Origin of the sequence: Herbidospora sakaeratensis, from assembly GCF_001570525.1 — a bacterium.
Classification (GTDB): Bacteria; Actinomycetota; Actinomycetes; order Streptosporangiales; family Streptosporangiaceae; genus Herbidospora; species Herbidospora sakaeratensis.
This window is the reverse complement of record NZ_BBXC01000026.1, coordinates 19,988-36,781: the sequence shown is the minus strand read 5'-3', so window position 1 is coordinate 36,781 and position 16,794 is coordinate 19,988. Positions and strand designations below refer to the sequence as shown.

Here is a 16,794-nt window from a genome sequence, read left to right as displayed (position 1 = left end):
GACCAAATATGGTCAGACCATACACCTTTCCGGCGGAGGGGACAGGGGTGCGTACCTTCGAAACGGTTCTGGCCCAGATCGAACAGCGGATCGCGGCCGACGGCCTGACGGTCGGCGACCGGCTGCCCGGGGAGCGGCAACTCGCCGAGCAGCTGGGCGTCAGCCGGTCCTCGGTCCGTGAGGCGCTGCGGGTCCTGGAGACCCTCGGGGTGGTCTCCTCGCAGGTCGGGCGTGGCCCCGACGCGGGCGCGGTGCTGATCTCCCGGCCCGACGGGACGCTGGCCGACCTGCTGCGGCTGAACTTGGGGCTGACGACGATGTCGGCGCGGGAGGTCCTCGACACCCGGCTGATGATCGAGCGCTGGTCGGCGGCCCGGGTGACCTCGGCTCCGGCGGCGATGACCGAGGCGCTGGCCGCGATGGACACGGCGGCGTCGCCGGAGGAGTTCGTCACCCACGACGTCGCCTTCCACGTGGCGCTGACCGACGCGGCCGGGAACCGGCTGCTGTCGGCGGTGCTGCGGGCGCTGCGCGACGCCCTGGTGTCGAACGCGGTCGAGGCGGTGCGACGCCTGGGCCACACCGGCGACCTGCAGGCCGACCACCGGCGCATCCACGCGGCGATCGAGGCGGGCGACGCGGCCGAGGCCGTCGAGGCGGTGACGGCCCACCTGGCGCGTGCCTATCCCGGGCTTTCACTGACCCAGAACGTGTTCTAGTTTCGGGCTATGAAGCTGGGTCTGAACCTCGGTTACTGGCAGCGCACCCCCTCCGACGCGACCGCTCTCGTCCAGGCCGCAGAACGGCTCGGCTACGACTCGGTGTGGACGGCCGAGGCGTACGGCAGCGACGCCTTCACCCCGCTGGCCTGGTATGGCGCCCGGACCTCCCGCATCAAGCTGGGCACCTCGGTCGTGCAGCTCAGCGCCCGTACACCGGCCGCCACCGCGATGACCGCGATGACGCTCGACCACCTCACCGGCGGGCGGCTGCTGCTCGGGATCGGGGCGTCGGGGCCGCAGGTCGTCGAGGGGTGGTACGGCGTCCCGTTCGCCCGGCCCCTCGCGCGGACCCGGGAGTACGTCGAGATCATGCGGAAGATCTGGCGGCGGGCAGAACCTGTTACAAACGACGGGCCGCACTACCCGCTGCCGCTCCCCCAGGGCAAACCCCTCAAGCTGATCACCCACCCGCTGCGCCCCGACATCCCGGTCTACCTGGGCGCCGAGGGCCCGAAGAACGTCGCGCTGGCCGCCGAGATCGGGCAGGGCTGGTTGCCCCTGTTCGCCGTCCCGTCGAAGATCGAGTCCATGTACGGGGACGCGCTCGCCGCCCGTACGAAGGACTTCGACGTCGCCGCCATGGTCATGACGCTGATCACCGACGACGTGCGGGCGGGCCTCGACGTGGTCAAGATGATGCTGAGCCTGTACATCGGCGGCATGGGGTCGTCCAAGCGGAACTTCCACGCCGACATCATCGGCCGCATGGGCTTCGCCGAGGAGGCCGCCCGCATCCAGGCCCTCTTTCTCGACGGACGCCGCGAGGAGGCCTTCGCGGCCATCCCCGACGACCTGGCCGACGGCATCTCCCTGATCGGCCCGCCGGGACGGATCAGGGAACGCCTGGAACCGTGGCGCGACAGCCCGGTGACGTCGCTGCTCGTCATGGGCCCCCGGACCGAGGACGAACTGCGGACGGTCCGCGATCTCGTGGGCTAGCGGGGCAGGTCGGCCCAGCCGGTTTCCAGGTAGGCGTAGGCGGTGCCGTGCCGGGCCGGGATCATCGTGGTGCCCGGCGGGCTGTCCACCTGCCGCTCGTCCGGGCCGTCGTACACGTAGGCGAGCAGTTTCGCGGTGGCCGGGTCGACCACGAGCGTGTGGTCGCCGGTCGCGTCGGTGATCGCCAGGCCGGGCCTGCCGACGGGGTCGGTCGCGTCGTCGTCCAGGCGGAGACCGTCCTGGTCGGCGAGGATGCGCAGCAGCGTGGCGCGGGCCGCGTTGGAGGCGGGCGAGGTCAGGACGTGCCGGGCGGCGGCGAAGGTGAACGACCCCGCGTCCTCGCCGGTGGGGCGGGCCTCGTCGAGCCACTTCTGGAGGGCGGCGCGGTCGGCGGGCAGCTTCTTCAGGTCGGCCTGCCTGACCTGCTTCGTGCCGATCCCCCAGGCCAGCACCATGCCCTCGAACGACCGTTCCGCGCCGGCGTCGGGAAGCCCGGGGCGGCCCTTGGCGCGCCAAACCTTCTCGGCCCGCTCGTCGGCGAAGGTGGTCTTCACGTCGCGGGTAGCGCCGATCTTCCCGTCGCGGCCGTCGTACCAGGTCTCGCCCGTCGACGCGACGACCACGCCGTCGAGGGGCGACGTGAAGGTCCGGACCTTCTCGTGCCAGTACGTCCCCTTGCCGGCCGGTGTGCGCTCCAGCGTCTCGGCCCCCGCCAGCAGCACGCTGCGCGCGGTCAGCACCGGGGTCGCCACCGGAGTCTCCAGCGGAATCTTCACCGGGACCGTCGTCGAGGGCGCGAACACCACGAACGCGGCGGCGGCCGCCGCGAGCAGGCCCGACGCCGCCAGCAGCGGGCTCCGGCGCCGCCGCGCGGGCTGTTCGGCGAACGCCCTGGTCAGGTCGTCGGCCCGGCGGGCCTGGTAGGACTCTTCGGTCACGTCGTCGGGCCGCAGGCTCCGCACGAGGTCGTCGATCATGATTGCTCCTGGAGGGTTCGGGGCCGCAGGGCCTCGGTGAGACGGCGGCGCGCGCGGTGCAGGCGGACGGCGAACGTGCCGGCGGCGCAGCCGGCGATCTTGGCGGCCTCGCGGGGCGTCAGGCCGTACCAGCTGGTGAGGATCAGCGCCTCGGCGTCGGCCTCCGCCATCGCGGCGAGCACGATCAGCGCCGCCTCGCGCTCGGTGACCTGGTCGGCGACGTCGGGACTGTCCCGGGCCGGCAGGTAGGCGAGCAGCCGTTCGGCCCGGATGCCCGAGTCGCGCTGTTTGCGGAGCAGGTTCCTGGCCACGCCGAGCAGCCACGGCAGCGGCTCCGGCGGCAGGTCGGCCAACCGCCGCCAGGCGATCAGGAAGGTCTCCCCCACCACGTCCTCGGCCGCGGCCCGGTCGGCGCGCAGCAACGCGTATCCGAGGACGGCCCGGTAGTGCCGGTCGTAGAGGTCGGTGAATCGTGTCTCTGGATCGTCCACACCCAGTAGTCCCGCCAGTGGAGCCCGGATTACACATGACATCATTTCGGGCGTGAAGGTGCTGATAGCCGACGACCAGGAGCTCGTCCGCACGGGTTTCCGCATGATCCTCGACGCGCAGCCCGACATCGAGGTCGTGGCGACCGTGGCCGACGGCGCGGCCGCCGTCGCCGAGGCCCGCCGCCTGCGCCCCGACGTGTGCCTGCTCGACATCCGCATGCCCAAGCTCGACGGCATCGAGGTCACCCGCCTGCTGGCCGGCCCGGGCGTGCCCGACCCGCTCCGCGTGGTCATCGTCACCACGTTCGACCTCGACGACTACGTCTACGGCGCGCTGCGCGCCGGAGCCTGCGGCTTCCTGCTGAAGGACAGCGGCCCCGCCCTGCTCATCGAGGCGGTCCGCGCGGCGGCGGCGGGCGACGCGCTGGTCTCCCCTTCGGTCACGGTACGGCTCCTCGCCCACCTCGCCCGTCCACGCCAGCCGGTCAGCCCGCCCGAATCGCTGACCGACCGGGAGCTCGACGTGGTGCGGCTGGTCGCCCGGGGCAGGACCAACCAGGAGGTCGCGGCCGAGCTGTTCGTCTCGTTGTCGACGGTCAAGACCCACATGGCCAGCGTCCAGACCAAACTGGGCCTGCGGAACCGCGTCGAGGTGGCCGCGTGGGCCTGGGAGTCCGGTGTCGTGAGTTGACCGGATTAGCGGAGGTTCTCCCTGGAAACGAAGGGGTCAGGTAACACCGGGGGGAGAGTTCCGTGCGCATGCCACAGAAATCCGCGTTCGGGGTCTATGCCGCCCTGACCAGCCAGATCGCCTCCCTCGCCGCCTTGGTGACCTTCGAGGAACTCCGCGGCCACGACCTGGCCCTGCAGATCGCCGCCTTCGGCGGCGACCCGAAGGCCCCGGGAGCCGAAGCGGTCATCGGCGACGTGACGGTCTTCGCCGTCCTGGTGATGGGCGTGGTCGTGACGACGGCGGCCGCCGCGGCGACCTACCTGAGCTGGCTCGCGTCAGCGGCCGGCGTCCGCAAACTGACCGCGACGGCGGCGTGGCTGATCCCCCTCGTGAACCTGGTCGCGCCCGTGCTCCTTGCCGACCAGGCGTGGCGGGAACGCGCCAAGGACTCACGGTTGCGCTGGCTCGTGCTGGTGAGCGCGTGGTGGGTGGCCGGCCTGACGACGATCTCCCTGATCGTCGAGAGCCACGCCGCCCACACCAACCTGACGGGGCTGGGCGTGCGCGAACTGACGGCGGCGGGCGTGACGGCGCTGCTGTGCGCGGCGACGGTCTGGGAGGTCTCGTCCCCGCCGCTCCGCCTTCCCCGTCAGGCGATCGCCGCGATGTCCCCGTCGTCGAAGTAGATCGACTGGTGGTATCGCCCGCCGAGCGCGGCGGCATAGCGCACGAGAACATCATGTCCGGAGATCGAGCCCTGCTCGATCTCGGCTATCCGGTCTTCGGTGACCCCCATGCGGTTGGCGACCTGTTCCCGGGAGAGCCCGCGCGACTGGCGGATTTCAGCGAGCCGGTGCCCGAGCACTTCAGCGAGAAGCCGCTGCTTGCCCAGGGCCACCGCTTCTTCTCCCCCCACCCCTTCGACCAGTTCGGCCCGGATGTCCTGCCACCGCACATATCCGTTCATCGCCGCTGCTCCTCTTCGCGATCCCTCAAATAGGTCTCGTAACGCTTCTCAGCCAGGGGGATGGCCTCTTCATACCACGCATTCCATTGTCCCGATTTGTCCCCAGCGACCAACAAGATGCATGCCCTCCACGGATCGAAGACGAAGAGGATACGTACCGTCCCCGGCCTGAGTTCTTTGAGATTGCGGAGGCTCGAACCAGAGATGACGTCAACCAGCGGCCGCCCAAGCCCAGGGCCACAAGCGGCGAGCATGTCGATCGCTTCCACCACTCGCTTACGGGTCCCACGATCGAGGGCGAAGATCCATTCACGAACCTCATTGACCGCATAGATGTCCCATTCATCATTCGACACCCACGGTAGTTTAGCGATCACCTTACGCAATGGCGGCAGATCTGTGGATTATGCGACCTTGCCCGAGCTGCCCATGCTGGCGTGCCACAACACCCTCTGCGGTTCCTTCACCCCCAGGTCCGCGTAAGGCGACAGTTCGTACCCGTTCTCGTAGGTGATCTTCTTGCCGCCGATGACCCCGCGGCCCTCCTCCGGCCGGTCGGCCAGGATCTCCCTGACCGCTTCGATGCCCCGCGTCCGCCACACGCGGTCGAGGTCGGTCAGGTTCCAGGCGTGCAGGGCGCGCATCGAGATGCCCCGGCGGCCGGTACGCCGGATCACCCCCCGTGCCACCATCAGCCACGAGCCGAACACCGTCGCCGCCGTGTGGGCCTGGACCGACTCGAAGAACGTCAGGTCGACGGGGCCCGTCGAGTCGTCCAGGGTCGTGAAGATGACGCGCTGGCCCGACCGCACGGCCGGGGTCTGGGTGGCCACCTTCACCCCGGCGACCAGGATCTCCGCGCCGTTGCGTTGACGGAGCAGGTCGCGGGCGCGGACCACCCCGAGGGCGTCGAGGAAGTCGTCGTGGAAGGCGATCACGTGGCGGGTGACGTCCATGCCGAGGACGCTCAGTTCGGCCTCGACCGCTTCGGCCTCGCTCATCTCCGGGAGTTCGCCGGGCGCCACGTGGTCGGCGAAGGCCATGGGCAGCTGGCCCGAGCCCTGGCCGCCTGCCCGGTCGAGGGCGCCCACCTGGGCCATCAGGTCGCGGCGGGTGAGGCGGCCGGGGCGCCAGCGGGGTTCGCCGGGGCGCAGGCCGTGGACGGCGTCGAGGCCGCCGACCTCGATGACGTGTTCGGCCACCGGCCGCGACGGGCGGGCGCGCTCCCAGAAGTCGGCCATCGACACGTACGGCTGGCCGGCGATCATGCGTTCGACCTCGGCCTCGCTGATGCCCTTGATGGCCGAGAAGGGGACACGCAGGCCGTACCCCTGGCCGAAGAGCGGCGGATCGCTGGAAGGCGGGCCGACCTTCTCCACACGCCAGTCGCGCGCGGAGCGGTTGACGTCCAGGGGAAGGACCTCCACGCCGCACTGGCGGGCCTCGTCGAGGATGACGCGGTTGGGGTACATGCCCGGTTCGTGGGTGAGCACGCCGGCGAAGAAGGCGGCCGTGTGGTGGCGTTTCAGCCAGGCCGACTGGTAGGTCGGCAGGGCGAAGGCCGCCGCGTGGGCCTTGCAGAAGCCGAAGGCGCCGAACGCGTCGAGCACGCGCCAGGTCGCCTCGACCGTCGCGGCGTCGAACTCGGGGCGCACGTTCATCTCCCACCAGGCCCTGACCCGGGTGCGGCCGTCGGGTGAGGACAACGAGCGGCGGACCTTCTCGGCCTCGGACAGGCCGCAGCCGGTCATGACGTCGACGATCCTCAGGACCTGTTCGTGGAAGACCACGACGCCGTTGGTCTCGGCCAGCGCGGCGCGCAGTTCCGCGTGGGGGTAGACGGCCGCGCGGAAGCCGTGCCGCGACTCCAGGTAGGGGGTCACCATGTCGGAGTTGACCGGGCCGGGGCGGAACAGCGAGATGTCCACGATCAGGTCGTGCATGGTGCGGGGTTCGAGCTTGGCGACGAGTTCGCGCTGGCCGGGCGACTCGATCTGGAAGCAGCCGATGGTCCGGCTCTCGCGCACCATGTCGTACGTCGCCGCGTCGTCGTGCGGCACCTCGTCGAGGGCCACGTCGGCGTCGTCGACCCGCTTGATCTCGGTGAGCGCGTAGGCCAGCGCCGACTGCATGCGCACCCCCAGGACGTCGAGCTTCAGCAGCCCGGCGTCCTCGACGTCGTCCTTGTCGAACTGCGACATGGGGAACTCCAGCAGGCTGCGCTCGACCGGGGTGCGGCCGCGCAGGCCCGTGTTCCCGACCAGCACGCCGCACGGGTGCAGCGCGATGTGCCGGGGCAGGCCGTCGAGGCGTTCGGCCAGCCGGAAGACCGTCTCCAGGGCCCGGTCGTTCAGGCCGCTGTCGCGCAGTTCGGGCAGGTCGTCGAGGGCGGCGCGGATCTGCTTGGCGCGCACATGCGGGAACGCCTTGGCGATGGCGTCGATCTCGTGGGGCGGCAGGCCCATCGCGGCCCCCACGTCGCGGATGGCGCTGCGGGCCCGGTAGGTCTCCATCATCGACACGCAGGCGACGCGCGACTCCCCGTACCGGTCGAGGATGGCCCGGTAGCAGTCGAGGCGGCGGGCCGACTCGACGTCGACGTCGATGTCGGGCAGCCCGACGCGGCCCTCGGACAGGAAGCGCTCCATCAGCAGGCCGTGGTCGAGCGGGTTGACCTCGCCGATCTTGATCAGGTAGTTGACCAGGCTGCCGGCGCCCGAGCCCCGGATCGCGCAGCGGATGCCCATGCCGCGGATCATGTCGGTGATGCCGGCGACCGCGACGAAGTAGCCCGACAGGCGCTTCTTCTCGATGATGGCCAGTTCGGCGGCCAGGCGCTCGCGCGCCTCCCGCGACCGGTTCAGGCCCCGGTCGAGCAGGCCGTCTTCGCAGCGGTGGCGCAGCAGCGGGATCGGGTCGCCGCCGATCTCCGGGAGGTGCAGGCGCGGGTCGACCTCGTCGATCAGCGGCACGACCTCGACGGGGTCGAGCACGCACGCCTCGGCCGCCCGCCGGGTCACGCCCAGCAGCCGGGTGGCCCGCGCCCGGTCGCCGCCGCACACGCGCAGGGCGACGCGGCCCATCTCCTCGGCGTTCTTCAGGTAGGCGTGCGAGGAGGACTCGACGTGCCGGCCGTGCAGCGGGACGAGTTTCCTGGCCGCGTCGAGCACGTTGCCGACCTGGTAGTCGGCCGGGTCGAGGTGGCGGACCGCGTTGGTGAGGATCGCGGGCAGCCCGAGGGAGTCGGCCAGGGCGAGCAGGTGGGTGGCGGTGTTGACGTCGCGGTAGCCGTACAGGTCGACGATCTCCACGGCCGTGCCGGGCACCGCCGCGCGCCAGCGCTGGAGCAGGTCGCGGGCCTGCTGGTCGCGGCGGGCCGCGACCGCGCGGCCGACCTCGGAGCGCGGGCCGAGCAGCACGATCAGGCGGCCGTCGGCGGCGTGGCGGCCGACCAGGTCCATGGTGACGCGGGGCTGCCCGCGGTCGCCCGCGTAGTGGGCGGCGGTGACCAGCCGGCACAGGTCGGCCCAGCCGTCCCTCTTGGCCAGGACGACGATGCGGTCGTCCTCGTCGGACATCGCGAGATCCACTCCGACGACGGCCCCGATGCCCGCCGCGTGACAGGCCCGGACGTGCTTGATCGCGCCGTAGAGGCCGTCGCGGTCGGTCAGCGCGAGGGCGTCCATGCCGTGCTCGGCCGCGCGGGCGACCAGGGCCGGCGGGAAGGCGGAGCCGTAGCGCAGCGAGTAGGCGGAGGCGACGTGGAGGTGCTGGAACGGTCCCATCAATCCCACGCCCGCAGCAGCAGCCACGCGTCGGTGGCGGTGTCGTAGCGGAGTTCGTAGGTGCCCGACTGCGCCTCCACCCGCCAGAAGCGGCGTTCGCCGGGGTCGGTGGCGGAGGTCTTCCACCATTCCCGGGCCACCACCCAGTGGTCGAGGATCTGCCGGACCACATATAGCCGGTCACGCCAGACGAACCTGACGGGCTGGCCGTCGCGGACCCACACCTCGATCGGATCGCCATACAGTCTGCTCACGGACCTTCTCCCGATGGCTCCCAGTTGCCTGCGATCGCCACCCGGGGGAAGGGCGGGCGGTGCTGTATCGAACATATGTTCTCAGGACGTTGAACGCAAGTTCGAACGTCAGGGTATGACGTAGTTCATTTCCCCTGGTTTCTGTACGGTTGGTCGTCGTGGCGAACGAACCTCAGCAGATAGGGCCTTATCGCATCACCGGCCGTCTCGGCCGGGGCGGCATGGGCACCGTCTACCTCGGCCAGGACGACGCCGGCCGGAAGGTCGCCGTGAAGGTGATCAACGCCGAGTACAGCCAGAACGAGAACTTCCGGGTGAGGTTCCGCCGCGAGGCCGAGTCGGCCCAGCGGGTGCGCCGCTTCTGCACCGCCGCCGTGCTCGCCGCCGACCTCGACGGCGAGCAGCTCTACGTCGTCACCGAATACGTCGAGGGCCCCAACCTCGAACAGGCCGTGGAGAAGTCGGGCCCGCTGACCGGGTCGAGCCTGGAGGCCCTGGCGGTCGGCGTGGCCACCGCCCTCACCGCCATCCACGCCGCCGGCATCGTCCACCGCGACCTCAAGCCCTCCAACGTGCTGCTGTCCCCCGTCGGCCCCCGGGTGATCGACTTCGGCATCGCCCGCGCGCTCGACACGTTCGGCGGGGTCACCCACACCGGCGAGCTCGTCGGCACCCCCCGCTACATGGCGCCCGAGGTGCTGCGCGGCGAGGCGATCTCGCCCGCGTGCGACGTGTTCTCGTGGGGCTGCCTGGTGGCGTTCGCGGCCAGCGGCCGGGCCCCGTTCAACGGCGAGGCGCTGCCCGCCGTGATCTTCCAGGTGCTCAACTCCGAGCCGGTGCTCGACAACCTCGAACCGCAGATGCGCGACCTGGTGCGGGCCTCGCTCGACAAGGACCCGCGCAACCGCCCGAGCGCCCAGCAGCTCCTCGACAACATGGTCGGCCGGGTCAGCCCGGAGATCGCCCAGCACACGGTGACCGAGACCTGGAAGCAGAGCGCGCCGCTGCGCCGCCGCCCGGCCGGCCGGGGGCGGCTGATCGCCGGGGTCGCCATCGCGGCGGCGGTCGCGGTGACGGCCGGCGTCATCGGGGTGCGCGCCCTGGCCGGACCGGGCGGCCCGCCGGTGAACCTGGCCACCCTCTACCTGGAGGACTTCACCACCAACGGCGACTGGCCCGGCACCTACGACCCCGAATCGGGTTACGGCTACGGCTACACCCCGCAGGGCACCTACGCGGTCGACCTGAACTCCGAGAACCCCGAGAACGTCACCCCCGCGCCGATCCCGTTCGTGGCGAAGCAGGCGGAGAGCCCCGGCCCCTCGCCGACCCCTGTCACCCCGCTCGGGCTGACCGTCGGCGTCGACGTCCAGACCGCCGACCTGGTCGGCAGCGGCGAATACGGCCTCTTCTGCCGCGCGTCCAAGGACGACTACAAGGACAACCGCTACGAGTTCCTGGTGACCAGCACCAGCGAGGCCCGCATCCGCCGGGTCGCCGGCGGTTCCGGGGGCATCATCGCCAGCGGCGCCATCAACGGGCTCACCGACAAGTTCAACCTGTACGTCTCCTGCGACCCCGGCGAGGGCAGGTCGGTCGTGCTGACCATGTGGGTGAACGGCGACCCGGTGTTGTCGGCCACCGACACCAACGGCCTGCCCACCGGAGACATCGGCACCATCGGCCGCGTCCAGCCCGATGGGGAGTCGTCGATGAAGCTGGCCTTCGACAACTTCATACTCAGAGGACAACTGGACGGGTAGGACAGGCCCCATGCACGCGATCATCGTCACCACACCAGGCGGCTCTTCGGCTCTCGACCACGCGGAGGTGCCCGACCCCGTCCCCGGCGAGGGCCAGGCGCTGGTCGAGGTCGCCGCGAGCGGCGTCAACTTCATCGACGTCTACTACCGCGAGGGCCGCTATCCGCTGCCCACCCCGTTCGTCCCGGGCTCCGAGGGCGCCGGCACGGTCGTCGCCGTCGGCCCCGGCGTCACCGAGGTCGCCGAGGGCGACCGGGTGGCCTGGGCCAACATCGTCGGCAGCTATGCCGAGAAGCAGCTCGTCCCGGCCGACCGCCTGGTGCCGGTCCCCGACCACCTCGACCTCGACCTGGCGGCGGCGGTGCTGCTCCAGGGCATGACGGCCCACTACCTGACCCACGCGACCCACGTGGTGCGCGAGGGCGACGTCGTGCTGGTGCACGCCGCCGCCGGGGGCATGGGCCTGCTGCTGACCCAGATGGCCAAGACGCGCGGCGCCCACGTCATCGCCACCGTCTCCTCCGACGCCAAGGAGAAGCTGGCCCGCGCGGCCGGCGCCGACGAGGTGCTGCGCTACGGCGACGTGGCCGCCGCCGTCCAGAAACGTTGCCATGTCGTGTACGACGGCGTCGGCGCCGCCACCTTCGAAGACTCCCTGGCGGCCCTGCGCCCCCGGGGCGTGCTGGCCCTCTTCGGCGCCGCCAGCGGCCCGGTCCCCCCGTTCGACCCCCAGCGCCTGAACGCGGCCGGCTCGTTGTTCCTGACCCGCCCGACCCTGGGCCACTACGTCACCACCCGCGCCGAGCTGCTCGAACGGGCCGACGACGTGCTGGGCTGGGTCGCCGACGGCTCGCTCGACGTGGCGGTCTACAACCGCTACCCCCTGGCCGAGGCCCGGCAGGCCCACGACGACCTGGAAGGCCGCCGGACGACCGGCAAACTGCTCCTCATCCCTTGACTAGGTTGGAAGACGTGAACCAGACGGCGTTCGTACTCGGCGGCGGCGGGGTCCTCGGCGCCCACGAGGTGGGCATGCTGCGTGCCCTCGCCGAGGCCGGGATCAAGCCCGACCTCATCGTCGGCACCTCGGTGGGGGCGCTGAACGGGGTCGTCCTGGCGGCCAACCCGGCCGACGCCGTCGACCGGCTCAGCGAGCTCTGGAGCACCCACATCGTGCGGACCGCGTTCGCCGGTTCGTGGATGACCCGCCTGTCCACCCTGGCCCGGACCGGCACCCACCTCCACCCCATCGACCCGCTGCGCCGCCTGCTGGGGGGCCATCTGCCCGACACGTTCGCGGAGCTGGAGGTGCCCTTCCAGTGTGTCGCCGCGTCGATCCAGAAGGCCCGCGCCCACTGGTTCACCGAGGGCCCGCTGGCCGACGCGGTGCTCGCCTCCTGCGCGGTGCCGGGGCTGCTGCCGCCGGTGCGCATCGACGGTGAGCACTTCGTCGACGGCGGGCTGGTGCACAGCATCCCGGTCGGCCGCGCGGTGGCCATGGGGGCGACCCGCATCTTCGTGCTGCACGTCGGCCGGATCGAGCGCCCGCTCGAACCCCCCGCGAAGCCGTGGGAGGTCGGCCTGGTCGCCTTCGAGATCGCCCGCCGGCACCGCTTCGCCGAGGAGATGGCCTCGTTGTCCGACGACATCGAGGTCCACGTGATGCCGGCGGCCTTCGGGGGCCGTCCCGGCCTGTCCGACCTCCGCTACCGCGACGCCTCCCGGATCGCCCGCCACGCGGGCCGCGCCTACGAGGCCTCCGCCGCCTATCTGGCAGACCTATGAGCTAAGGAGGCCGGTCATGCTCCCTCCCCGGATCGTCCGGCGGCTGATCTTCGCGCCGCTGGTGATCGTGCTGACCGTCGCCGTGATCCTGACTCTGCCGGTGTGGCTCGTCTTCGGCTTCATCGTCGGCCTGCGCCTGCCGCCGCCGCGCCGCCGGGGCCTGCGGCTGGTGGTGTTCGCCGTGGTGTGGCTCGCGCTGGAGTCGGCGGCGCTGATCGCCAGCCTGGAGTTGTGGGTGGCGTCGGGCTTCGGGGGGCGCCTGAGCGAGGCCAGCCACCAGGAGCGCCACTACGCCCTGATCCGCTGGTTGCTGACGAACGTCTACGGCGCGGCGGTGGCCATCTTCCGGTTGTCGGTCACCATAGACGAGCCCGCGCTGACCGGCGAGGAGATCGCCCGGCGGCTGACCCGGCCGATCATCGTGTTGTCGCGGCACGCCGGTCCCGGCGACTCGTTCCTGCTCGTCTACCACCTGCTGGCCCGCTACCAGCGGCGGCCGCGCATCGTGATGAAGGCGGCCCTGCAGTTCGACCCGTCGGTCGACGTGGTGATCAACCGGCTGCCCAACGCGTTCGTGCCGAAGAAGACCGCCGAGAGCGGGATCGTGGCCGAGATCTCCCGCCTGGCCGCCGACATGGACGCCGACGACGCCCTGGTGATCTTCCCGGAGGGCGGCAACTTCACCCCGGCCCGCCGGTTCCGGGCGATAAGGCGGCTGCGTGAACGCGGCCTGCGCGCCGAGGCGGCCCGCGCCGAACGCCTCGCCCACCTGCTGCCGCCGCGGCCCAACGGCGCCATCGCGGCCATGACCGCCTGCCCCGAGGCCGACGTGATCTTCGTCGCGCACACCGGCCTCGACGACCTGATCACCATCGGCGACGTGTGGCGGCACCTGCCCGAGGAGGCCCGCATCACGGCGAAGTGGTGGCGCTGGGCGGCCGAGGACGTGCCGAGGGAGCGCGAGGCCCAGATCTCCTGGCTCTTCGACCAGTGGACGGCCATCGACACGTGGATCAGCGCCCAGAAGGAGGCGGCCACGGCGGAGAACACCGGGGCGCCCTGAGGCGGACCCCGGCGCGCCCGTGCGGCGATCAGTCGTGCGGCGGCCGCCGCCTGTGGTGCCGGCGGGCGGTGGTGAGCAGGGCGATTCCCACCAGCAGCCCGACGGCGGCGACGGCGGCCGTCGCCGCGATCACGACCACGCCGGGCCTCCCGGGGGGATGACCGGCTTCGGCGCGCCCGCGCCCCCCTCGATCAGCTCCCTGAGCGCGCCGGTGTCCATGTGGTGTTCGATCAGGTCGCCGATGGCGTCGAGGCGCTGTTCGCGCAGCCCGGCGAAGTCGACGGCGCTGTCGACCGGCAGGCCGGCCTCCGCCAGGAAGGCGCGGCGGAACCCGTCGTTCTCGAAGGCCCCGTGCCAGGTGGTGCCCCAGACGTCGCCCCGGCGGCACCCGTCGAGGAACGGTTCGGCACCCGGGGCGGGGGTGACGACGCCGTGGTGGATCTCATACGCGGCCACGCGGTGACCGTATGCCTCACCCGTCGGCCTGGCCAGCACTTTTTCCGGCACGAACCGGACTGTGGCCGGCAGGAGGCCCAGCCCCGGCACGGTGCCCCGCCGCGACTCGACGTCGTCGTGGATGGTCTCGGCGAGCATCTGGTAGCCGCCGCAGATGCCGACGATCGGGCCCCGCCGCCGGACCAGCGCGTCGGCGATGCCGCGTTCCCTCAGCCAGGCGAGGTCGCTCACCGTGGCCCGCGACCCGGGCAGCACGACCAGGTCGGCGCCCGCGATCTCGCGCGGCGAGGTGACGAACCGCACGTTCACCCCGGGTTCGGCCGCCAGGGCGTCGAGGTCGGTGAAGTTGGAGATGCGCGGATACCTCACCACGACGACGTTGACGGCGTCGTCGCCGGAATCGGTCGCGGGCCGGTTGTCGAGCGCGAGGGAGTCCTCGACGTCCATCCACAACCCGTCGAGCCACGGCAGCACGCCGTAGACCTCACGGTGGGTCAGCCCGCGCAGCATGTCGAGCCCCGGTTCGAGCAACTCGACCGCGCCCCGGAACTTGTTGATCACGAACCCGGAGATCAGCGCCTGGTCCTCGGGCTCCAGCAGCGCCAGGGTGCCGTAGAGGTGGGCGAACACTCCGCCCCGGTCGATGTCGCCCACGACGATCACCGGCAGGCCGGCCGCCCGCGCCAGCCCCATGTTGGCGATGTCGTTGGCCCGCAGGTTGATCTCGGCCGGGCTGCCCGCGCCCTCGCACACGACGACGTCGTAGTCGGCCCGCAACCGCGCCAGCGACTCCAGCGCGACCGATTTGAGGTGCCGCTTCAGGTCCGGGTACGTCAGCGCGTCGACGTCGGCCAGCGGCCGGCCCTTCACCACGACCTGGCTGCGGCGGTCGCTGCCCGGCTTGAGCAGCACGGGGTTCATGTCGGCCGTCGGCTCGATGCCGCAGGCGGCGGCCTGGGTCGCCTGCGCCCGCCCGATCTCGGCGCCGTCGGCGGTGACGAAGGAGTTGAGCGACATGTTCTGCGCCTTGAACGGCGCGACCCGTACGCCCTGGCGGGCCAGCCACCGGCAGATCCCGGTGGTGACGACGCTCTTCCCGGCGTCGGAGGTGGTCCCGGCGACCAGCAGCGCGCCCTTCACCGCCGCCTCGCCAGCACCGCGAGCGCCGCCGCCGCCCAGGCCACCCGCCGGGCCAGCGTCACCGCCCGGGAGATGTCCCGCTTCGCGGGCCGGGGCCCGTCGCCCAGTTCGGGGCGGTGTTCCAGGCGGCCGCCGTAGTCGTTGACGCCGCCGAGGGTGACGTTCAGGGCTCCGGCGAAGGCCGCCTCGCACTGGCCCGCGTTGGGGCTGGGGTGGCGGGAGCCGTACCGGACCATGGAACTGAGAGCGGCCCGGGGACGACCGGAGCACAACGCGGTGAGCAACCCCGTCAGACGGGCGGGCACGTAGTTGGCGGCGTCGTCGAGGCGGGCGGCCGCCCAGCCGAAGCGCTCATACCGGGGCGAACGGTGGCCGATCATCGCGTCGAGCGTGTTGATCGCCCGGTAGGCCAGCAGCCCCGGCACGCCCGCGACCGCGCCCCAGAAGAGCGGCGCGACCACGGCGTCGGAGGTGTTCTCGGCGATCGACTCGACGGTCGCGCGGGCCAGTTCGGCCTCGCCGAGGTTGCTCGGATCGCGCCCGCAGAGGTGCGGCAACCGGCGGCGGGCGGCCTCGATGTCGTCGTCGGCCAGGTGGCGGGCCATGTTCGCGCCCTCACGCGCCAGCGTGGTGCCCCCCAGAACCGCCCACGTGGCGGCGGCGGCCACCGCCGTCCTCCTGGGCAGCACCGCTCCCAGCGCGGTCACCGAGCCGACGCAGAGCGCGGTGAAGAGCAGTCCACGGGTACGCGAGTCGCGATAGACCCGCCGTTCCAGCGCGGTCGCGGCGGTGCCGAAGACCGCCACGGGATGTCCCCGCCGGGGATCTCCCACCAATGCGTCCAGAACGACCCCGAGCGCGATCCCCCGCGCTTCCTCCCCCATCACGCACGCATTCTCTCCTATTGGAGGAAACGGTGCAGATCATCCTCATTCGCATCAAGCCACGCGGCCGCCCGCCGGATTCGCTGCCCGATGCCCGACTCCCACATGACCGCCCACCCGCCGCCGTCGGTCTCGGCCTTGCGCTTCATGGCGGCGTACGAACGATCGAGACGCAACCGCGCGGTGGGCAGCAGCCGCAACCGCTCGGCGGCGGTCAGCCCGTAGGCGTCGGCGAAGACCCGGACGCGCCGCCCGGTGTCGAGACCGGGCTGGTCGCGGTCGACCGGATCGGCGATCGGCGCCCAGTGACGCAACGTGGTCACCACGTCGAACAGCCGCGACACCGGCCGCGCCATGTCGAAGTCGATCAGCGCCACCGGCAGCCCGTCGCGGAAGACGACGTTCTCGGGGGTGACGTCGCAGTGCCCCACGACCTCGGGCTCGGCGTCGTCGGCCGACCCGGTCTCCCAGACCGCGCCCGGCGCCGGGCGGAACCCCGCCACCGCCTCGTGGTAGCGCCGCTGCAGCCGGGCCAGTTCGGCCAGCACGTCGTCGCCGGCCGGAAAGGGCCGCCCCGGCACGTCGCCCGGCACGAAGGTCAGCACCTCGCGCCCCACCTCGTCGATGCCGAGCACGCGCGGCGCGCCGTCGAACCCGACGGCCTCCAGATGCCGGAGCAGGGTGTGGACGGCGGGCGAGGTGGCCTTCAACGGGCGGCGGACCGTGTCACCGACCCGCACCACACCCTCGGTGACGTCGCCGCCGGACAGCGGGACTTCGTCGGCCCGCGACACAACGAACATGCGGACTGAGGGTAGCGGAAAGCGAGACGCGA

At 71.9% G+C, this 16,794-nt stretch carries 17 protein-coding genes; 8 read left to right on the top strand and 9 right to left on the bottom strand.

Annotation, left to right across the window (positions count from 1 at the left end):
- The first annotated feature begins 47 nt into the window (after nt 1-47).
- Both AW271_RS35470 and AW271_RS35465 read left to right on the top strand, forming a co-directional pair.
- Complete coding sequence (locus AW271_RS35470) at nt 48-719, top strand: FadR/GntR family transcriptional regulator (protein WP_063818218.1); 672 nt, start codon at nt 48-50, stop codon at nt 717-719.
- Nucleotides 720-728: 9 nt separating this feature from the next.
- Nucleotides 729-1,721, top strand: coding sequence for an LLM class F420-dependent oxidoreductase (locus AW271_RS35465; protein WP_062342266.1), 993 nt, complete (start codon nt 729-731; stop codon nt 1,719-1,721).
- Here AW271_RS35465 and AW271_RS39185 read toward each other — a convergent pair.
- Nucleotides 1,718-2,698 carry a CU044_5270 family protein gene (locus AW271_RS39185; RefSeq protein WP_062342264.1) on the bottom strand — a complete coding sequence of 327 codons (981 nt, stop codon included), beginning with the start codon at nt 2,696-2,698 and terminating at the stop codon, nt 1,718-1,720. The genes AW271_RS35465 and AW271_RS39185 overlap by 4 nt on opposite strands.
- Entirely contained in the window at nt 2,695-3,189 is a 495-nt protein-coding gene (locus tag AW271_RS38075) for an RNA polymerase sigma factor (protein WP_169806453.1), read from the bottom strand. The genes AW271_RS39185 and AW271_RS38075 overlap by 4 nt, the downstream gene beginning before the upstream one ends.
- Nucleotides 3,190-3,247: 58 nt before the next feature.
- On the opposite strand from AW271_RS38075, the gene AW271_RS35450 reads away from it, so the two are divergent.
- The gene (locus AW271_RS35450) at nt 3,248-3,880 is read left to right on the top strand and encodes a response regulator (protein WP_083974684.1); all 633 of its coding nucleotides are present in this window, start codon (nt 3,248-3,250) and stop codon (nt 3,878-3,880) included.
- 62 nt (nt 3,881-3,942) lie between these two features.
- Nucleotides 3,943-4,548 (top strand): hypothetical protein, encoded by a 606-nt coding sequence (locus AW271_RS35445; RefSeq protein ID WP_218008258.1) that lies wholly within the window; start codon nt 3,943-3,945, stop codon nt 4,546-4,548.
- On the opposite strand, the gene AW271_RS35440 is transcribed toward AW271_RS35445, so the two are convergent.
- The 4 genes from AW271_RS35440 to AW271_RS35430 are packed head-to-tail and all read right to left on the bottom strand — an operon-like array spanning nt 4,512 to nt 8,868.
- Nucleotides 4,512-4,829: a helix-turn-helix domain-containing protein gene (locus tag AW271_RS35440; RefSeq protein ID WP_062342259.1), complete on the bottom strand. Its 318-nt coding sequence runs from the start codon at nt 4,827-4,829 to the stop codon at nt 4,512-4,514. The genes AW271_RS35445 and AW271_RS35440 overlap by 37 nt on opposite strands.
- A complete protein-coding gene (locus AW271_RS39180) occupies nt 4,826-5,185 on the bottom strand; it encodes a type II toxin-antitoxin system RelE/ParE family toxin (protein ID WP_083977712.1) in 360 nt (119 codons plus the stop codon). The genes AW271_RS35440 and AW271_RS39180 overlap by 4 nt, the downstream gene beginning before the upstream one ends.
- A 48-nt stretch (nt 5,186-5,233) precedes the next feature.
- Nucleotides 5,234-8,614, bottom strand: a complete 3,381-nt coding sequence (locus AW271_RS35435) for a DNA polymerase III subunit alpha (RefSeq protein ID WP_062342258.1) — start codon at nt 8,612-8,614, stop codon at nt 5,234-5,236.
- Entirely contained in the window at nt 8,614-8,868 is a 255-nt protein-coding gene (locus tag AW271_RS35430) for a DUF6504 family protein (protein WP_062342257.1), read from the bottom strand. Before AW271_RS35430 ends, AW271_RS35435 begins: the two co-directional genes overlap by 1 nt.
- 158 nt (nt 8,869-9,026) lie before the next feature.
- Between AW271_RS35430 and AW271_RS35425 the strand changes: the two genes are divergently transcribed.
- From AW271_RS35425 to AW271_RS35410, 4 genes are read left to right on the top strand one after another with little or no spacing between them, the layout of a single operon-like run.
- Nucleotides 9,027-10,631 carry a serine/threonine-protein kinase gene (locus tag AW271_RS35425; protein WP_245653357.1) on the top strand — a complete coding sequence of 535 codons (1,605 nt, stop codon included), beginning with the start codon at nt 9,027-9,029 and terminating at the stop codon, nt 10,629-10,631.
- Between the two features lie 10 nt (nt 10,632-10,641).
- The gene (locus tag AW271_RS35420) at nt 10,642-11,589 is read left to right on the top strand and encodes a quinone oxidoreductase family protein (protein ID WP_062342255.1); all 948 of its coding nucleotides are present in this window, start codon (nt 10,642-10,644) and stop codon (nt 11,587-11,589) included.
- A gap of 14 nt (nt 11,590-11,603) precedes the next feature.
- The gene (locus AW271_RS35415) at nt 11,604-12,416 is read left to right on the top strand and encodes a patatin-like phospholipase family protein (protein ID WP_062342400.1); all 813 of its coding nucleotides are present in this window, start codon (nt 11,604-11,606) and stop codon (nt 12,414-12,416) included.
- A 16-nt stretch (nt 12,417-12,432) separates the two neighbouring features.
- Nucleotides 12,433-13,479 carry a 1-acyl-sn-glycerol-3-phosphate acyltransferase gene (locus AW271_RS35410; RefSeq protein ID WP_062342254.1) on the top strand — a complete coding sequence of 349 codons (1,047 nt, stop codon included), beginning with the start codon at nt 12,433-12,435 and terminating at the stop codon, nt 13,477-13,479.
- Between the two features lie 129 nt (nt 13,480-13,608).
- On the opposite strand, the gene AW271_RS35405 is transcribed toward AW271_RS35410, so the two are convergent.
- The 3 genes from AW271_RS35405 to AW271_RS35395 are packed head-to-tail and all read right to left on the bottom strand — an operon-like array spanning nt 13,609 to nt 16,762.
- The gene (locus AW271_RS35405) at nt 13,609-15,075 is read right to left on the bottom strand and encodes a cobyric acid synthase (RefSeq protein ID WP_062342252.1); all 1,467 of its coding nucleotides are present in this window, start codon (nt 15,073-15,075) and stop codon (nt 13,609-13,611) included.
- Nucleotides 15,072-15,959, bottom strand: coding sequence for a cobalamin biosynthesis protein (locus AW271_RS35400; protein ID WP_062342250.1), 888 nt, complete (start codon nt 15,957-15,959; stop codon nt 15,072-15,074). The genes AW271_RS35405 and AW271_RS35400 overlap by 4 nt, the downstream gene beginning before the upstream one ends.
- A 17-nt stretch (nt 15,960-15,976) precedes the next feature.
- Complete coding sequence (locus AW271_RS35395) at nt 15,977-16,762, bottom strand: phosphotransferase (RefSeq protein WP_062342248.1); 786 nt, start codon at nt 16,760-16,762, stop codon at nt 15,977-15,979.
- Nucleotides 16,763-16,794: the final 32 nt, after the last annotated feature.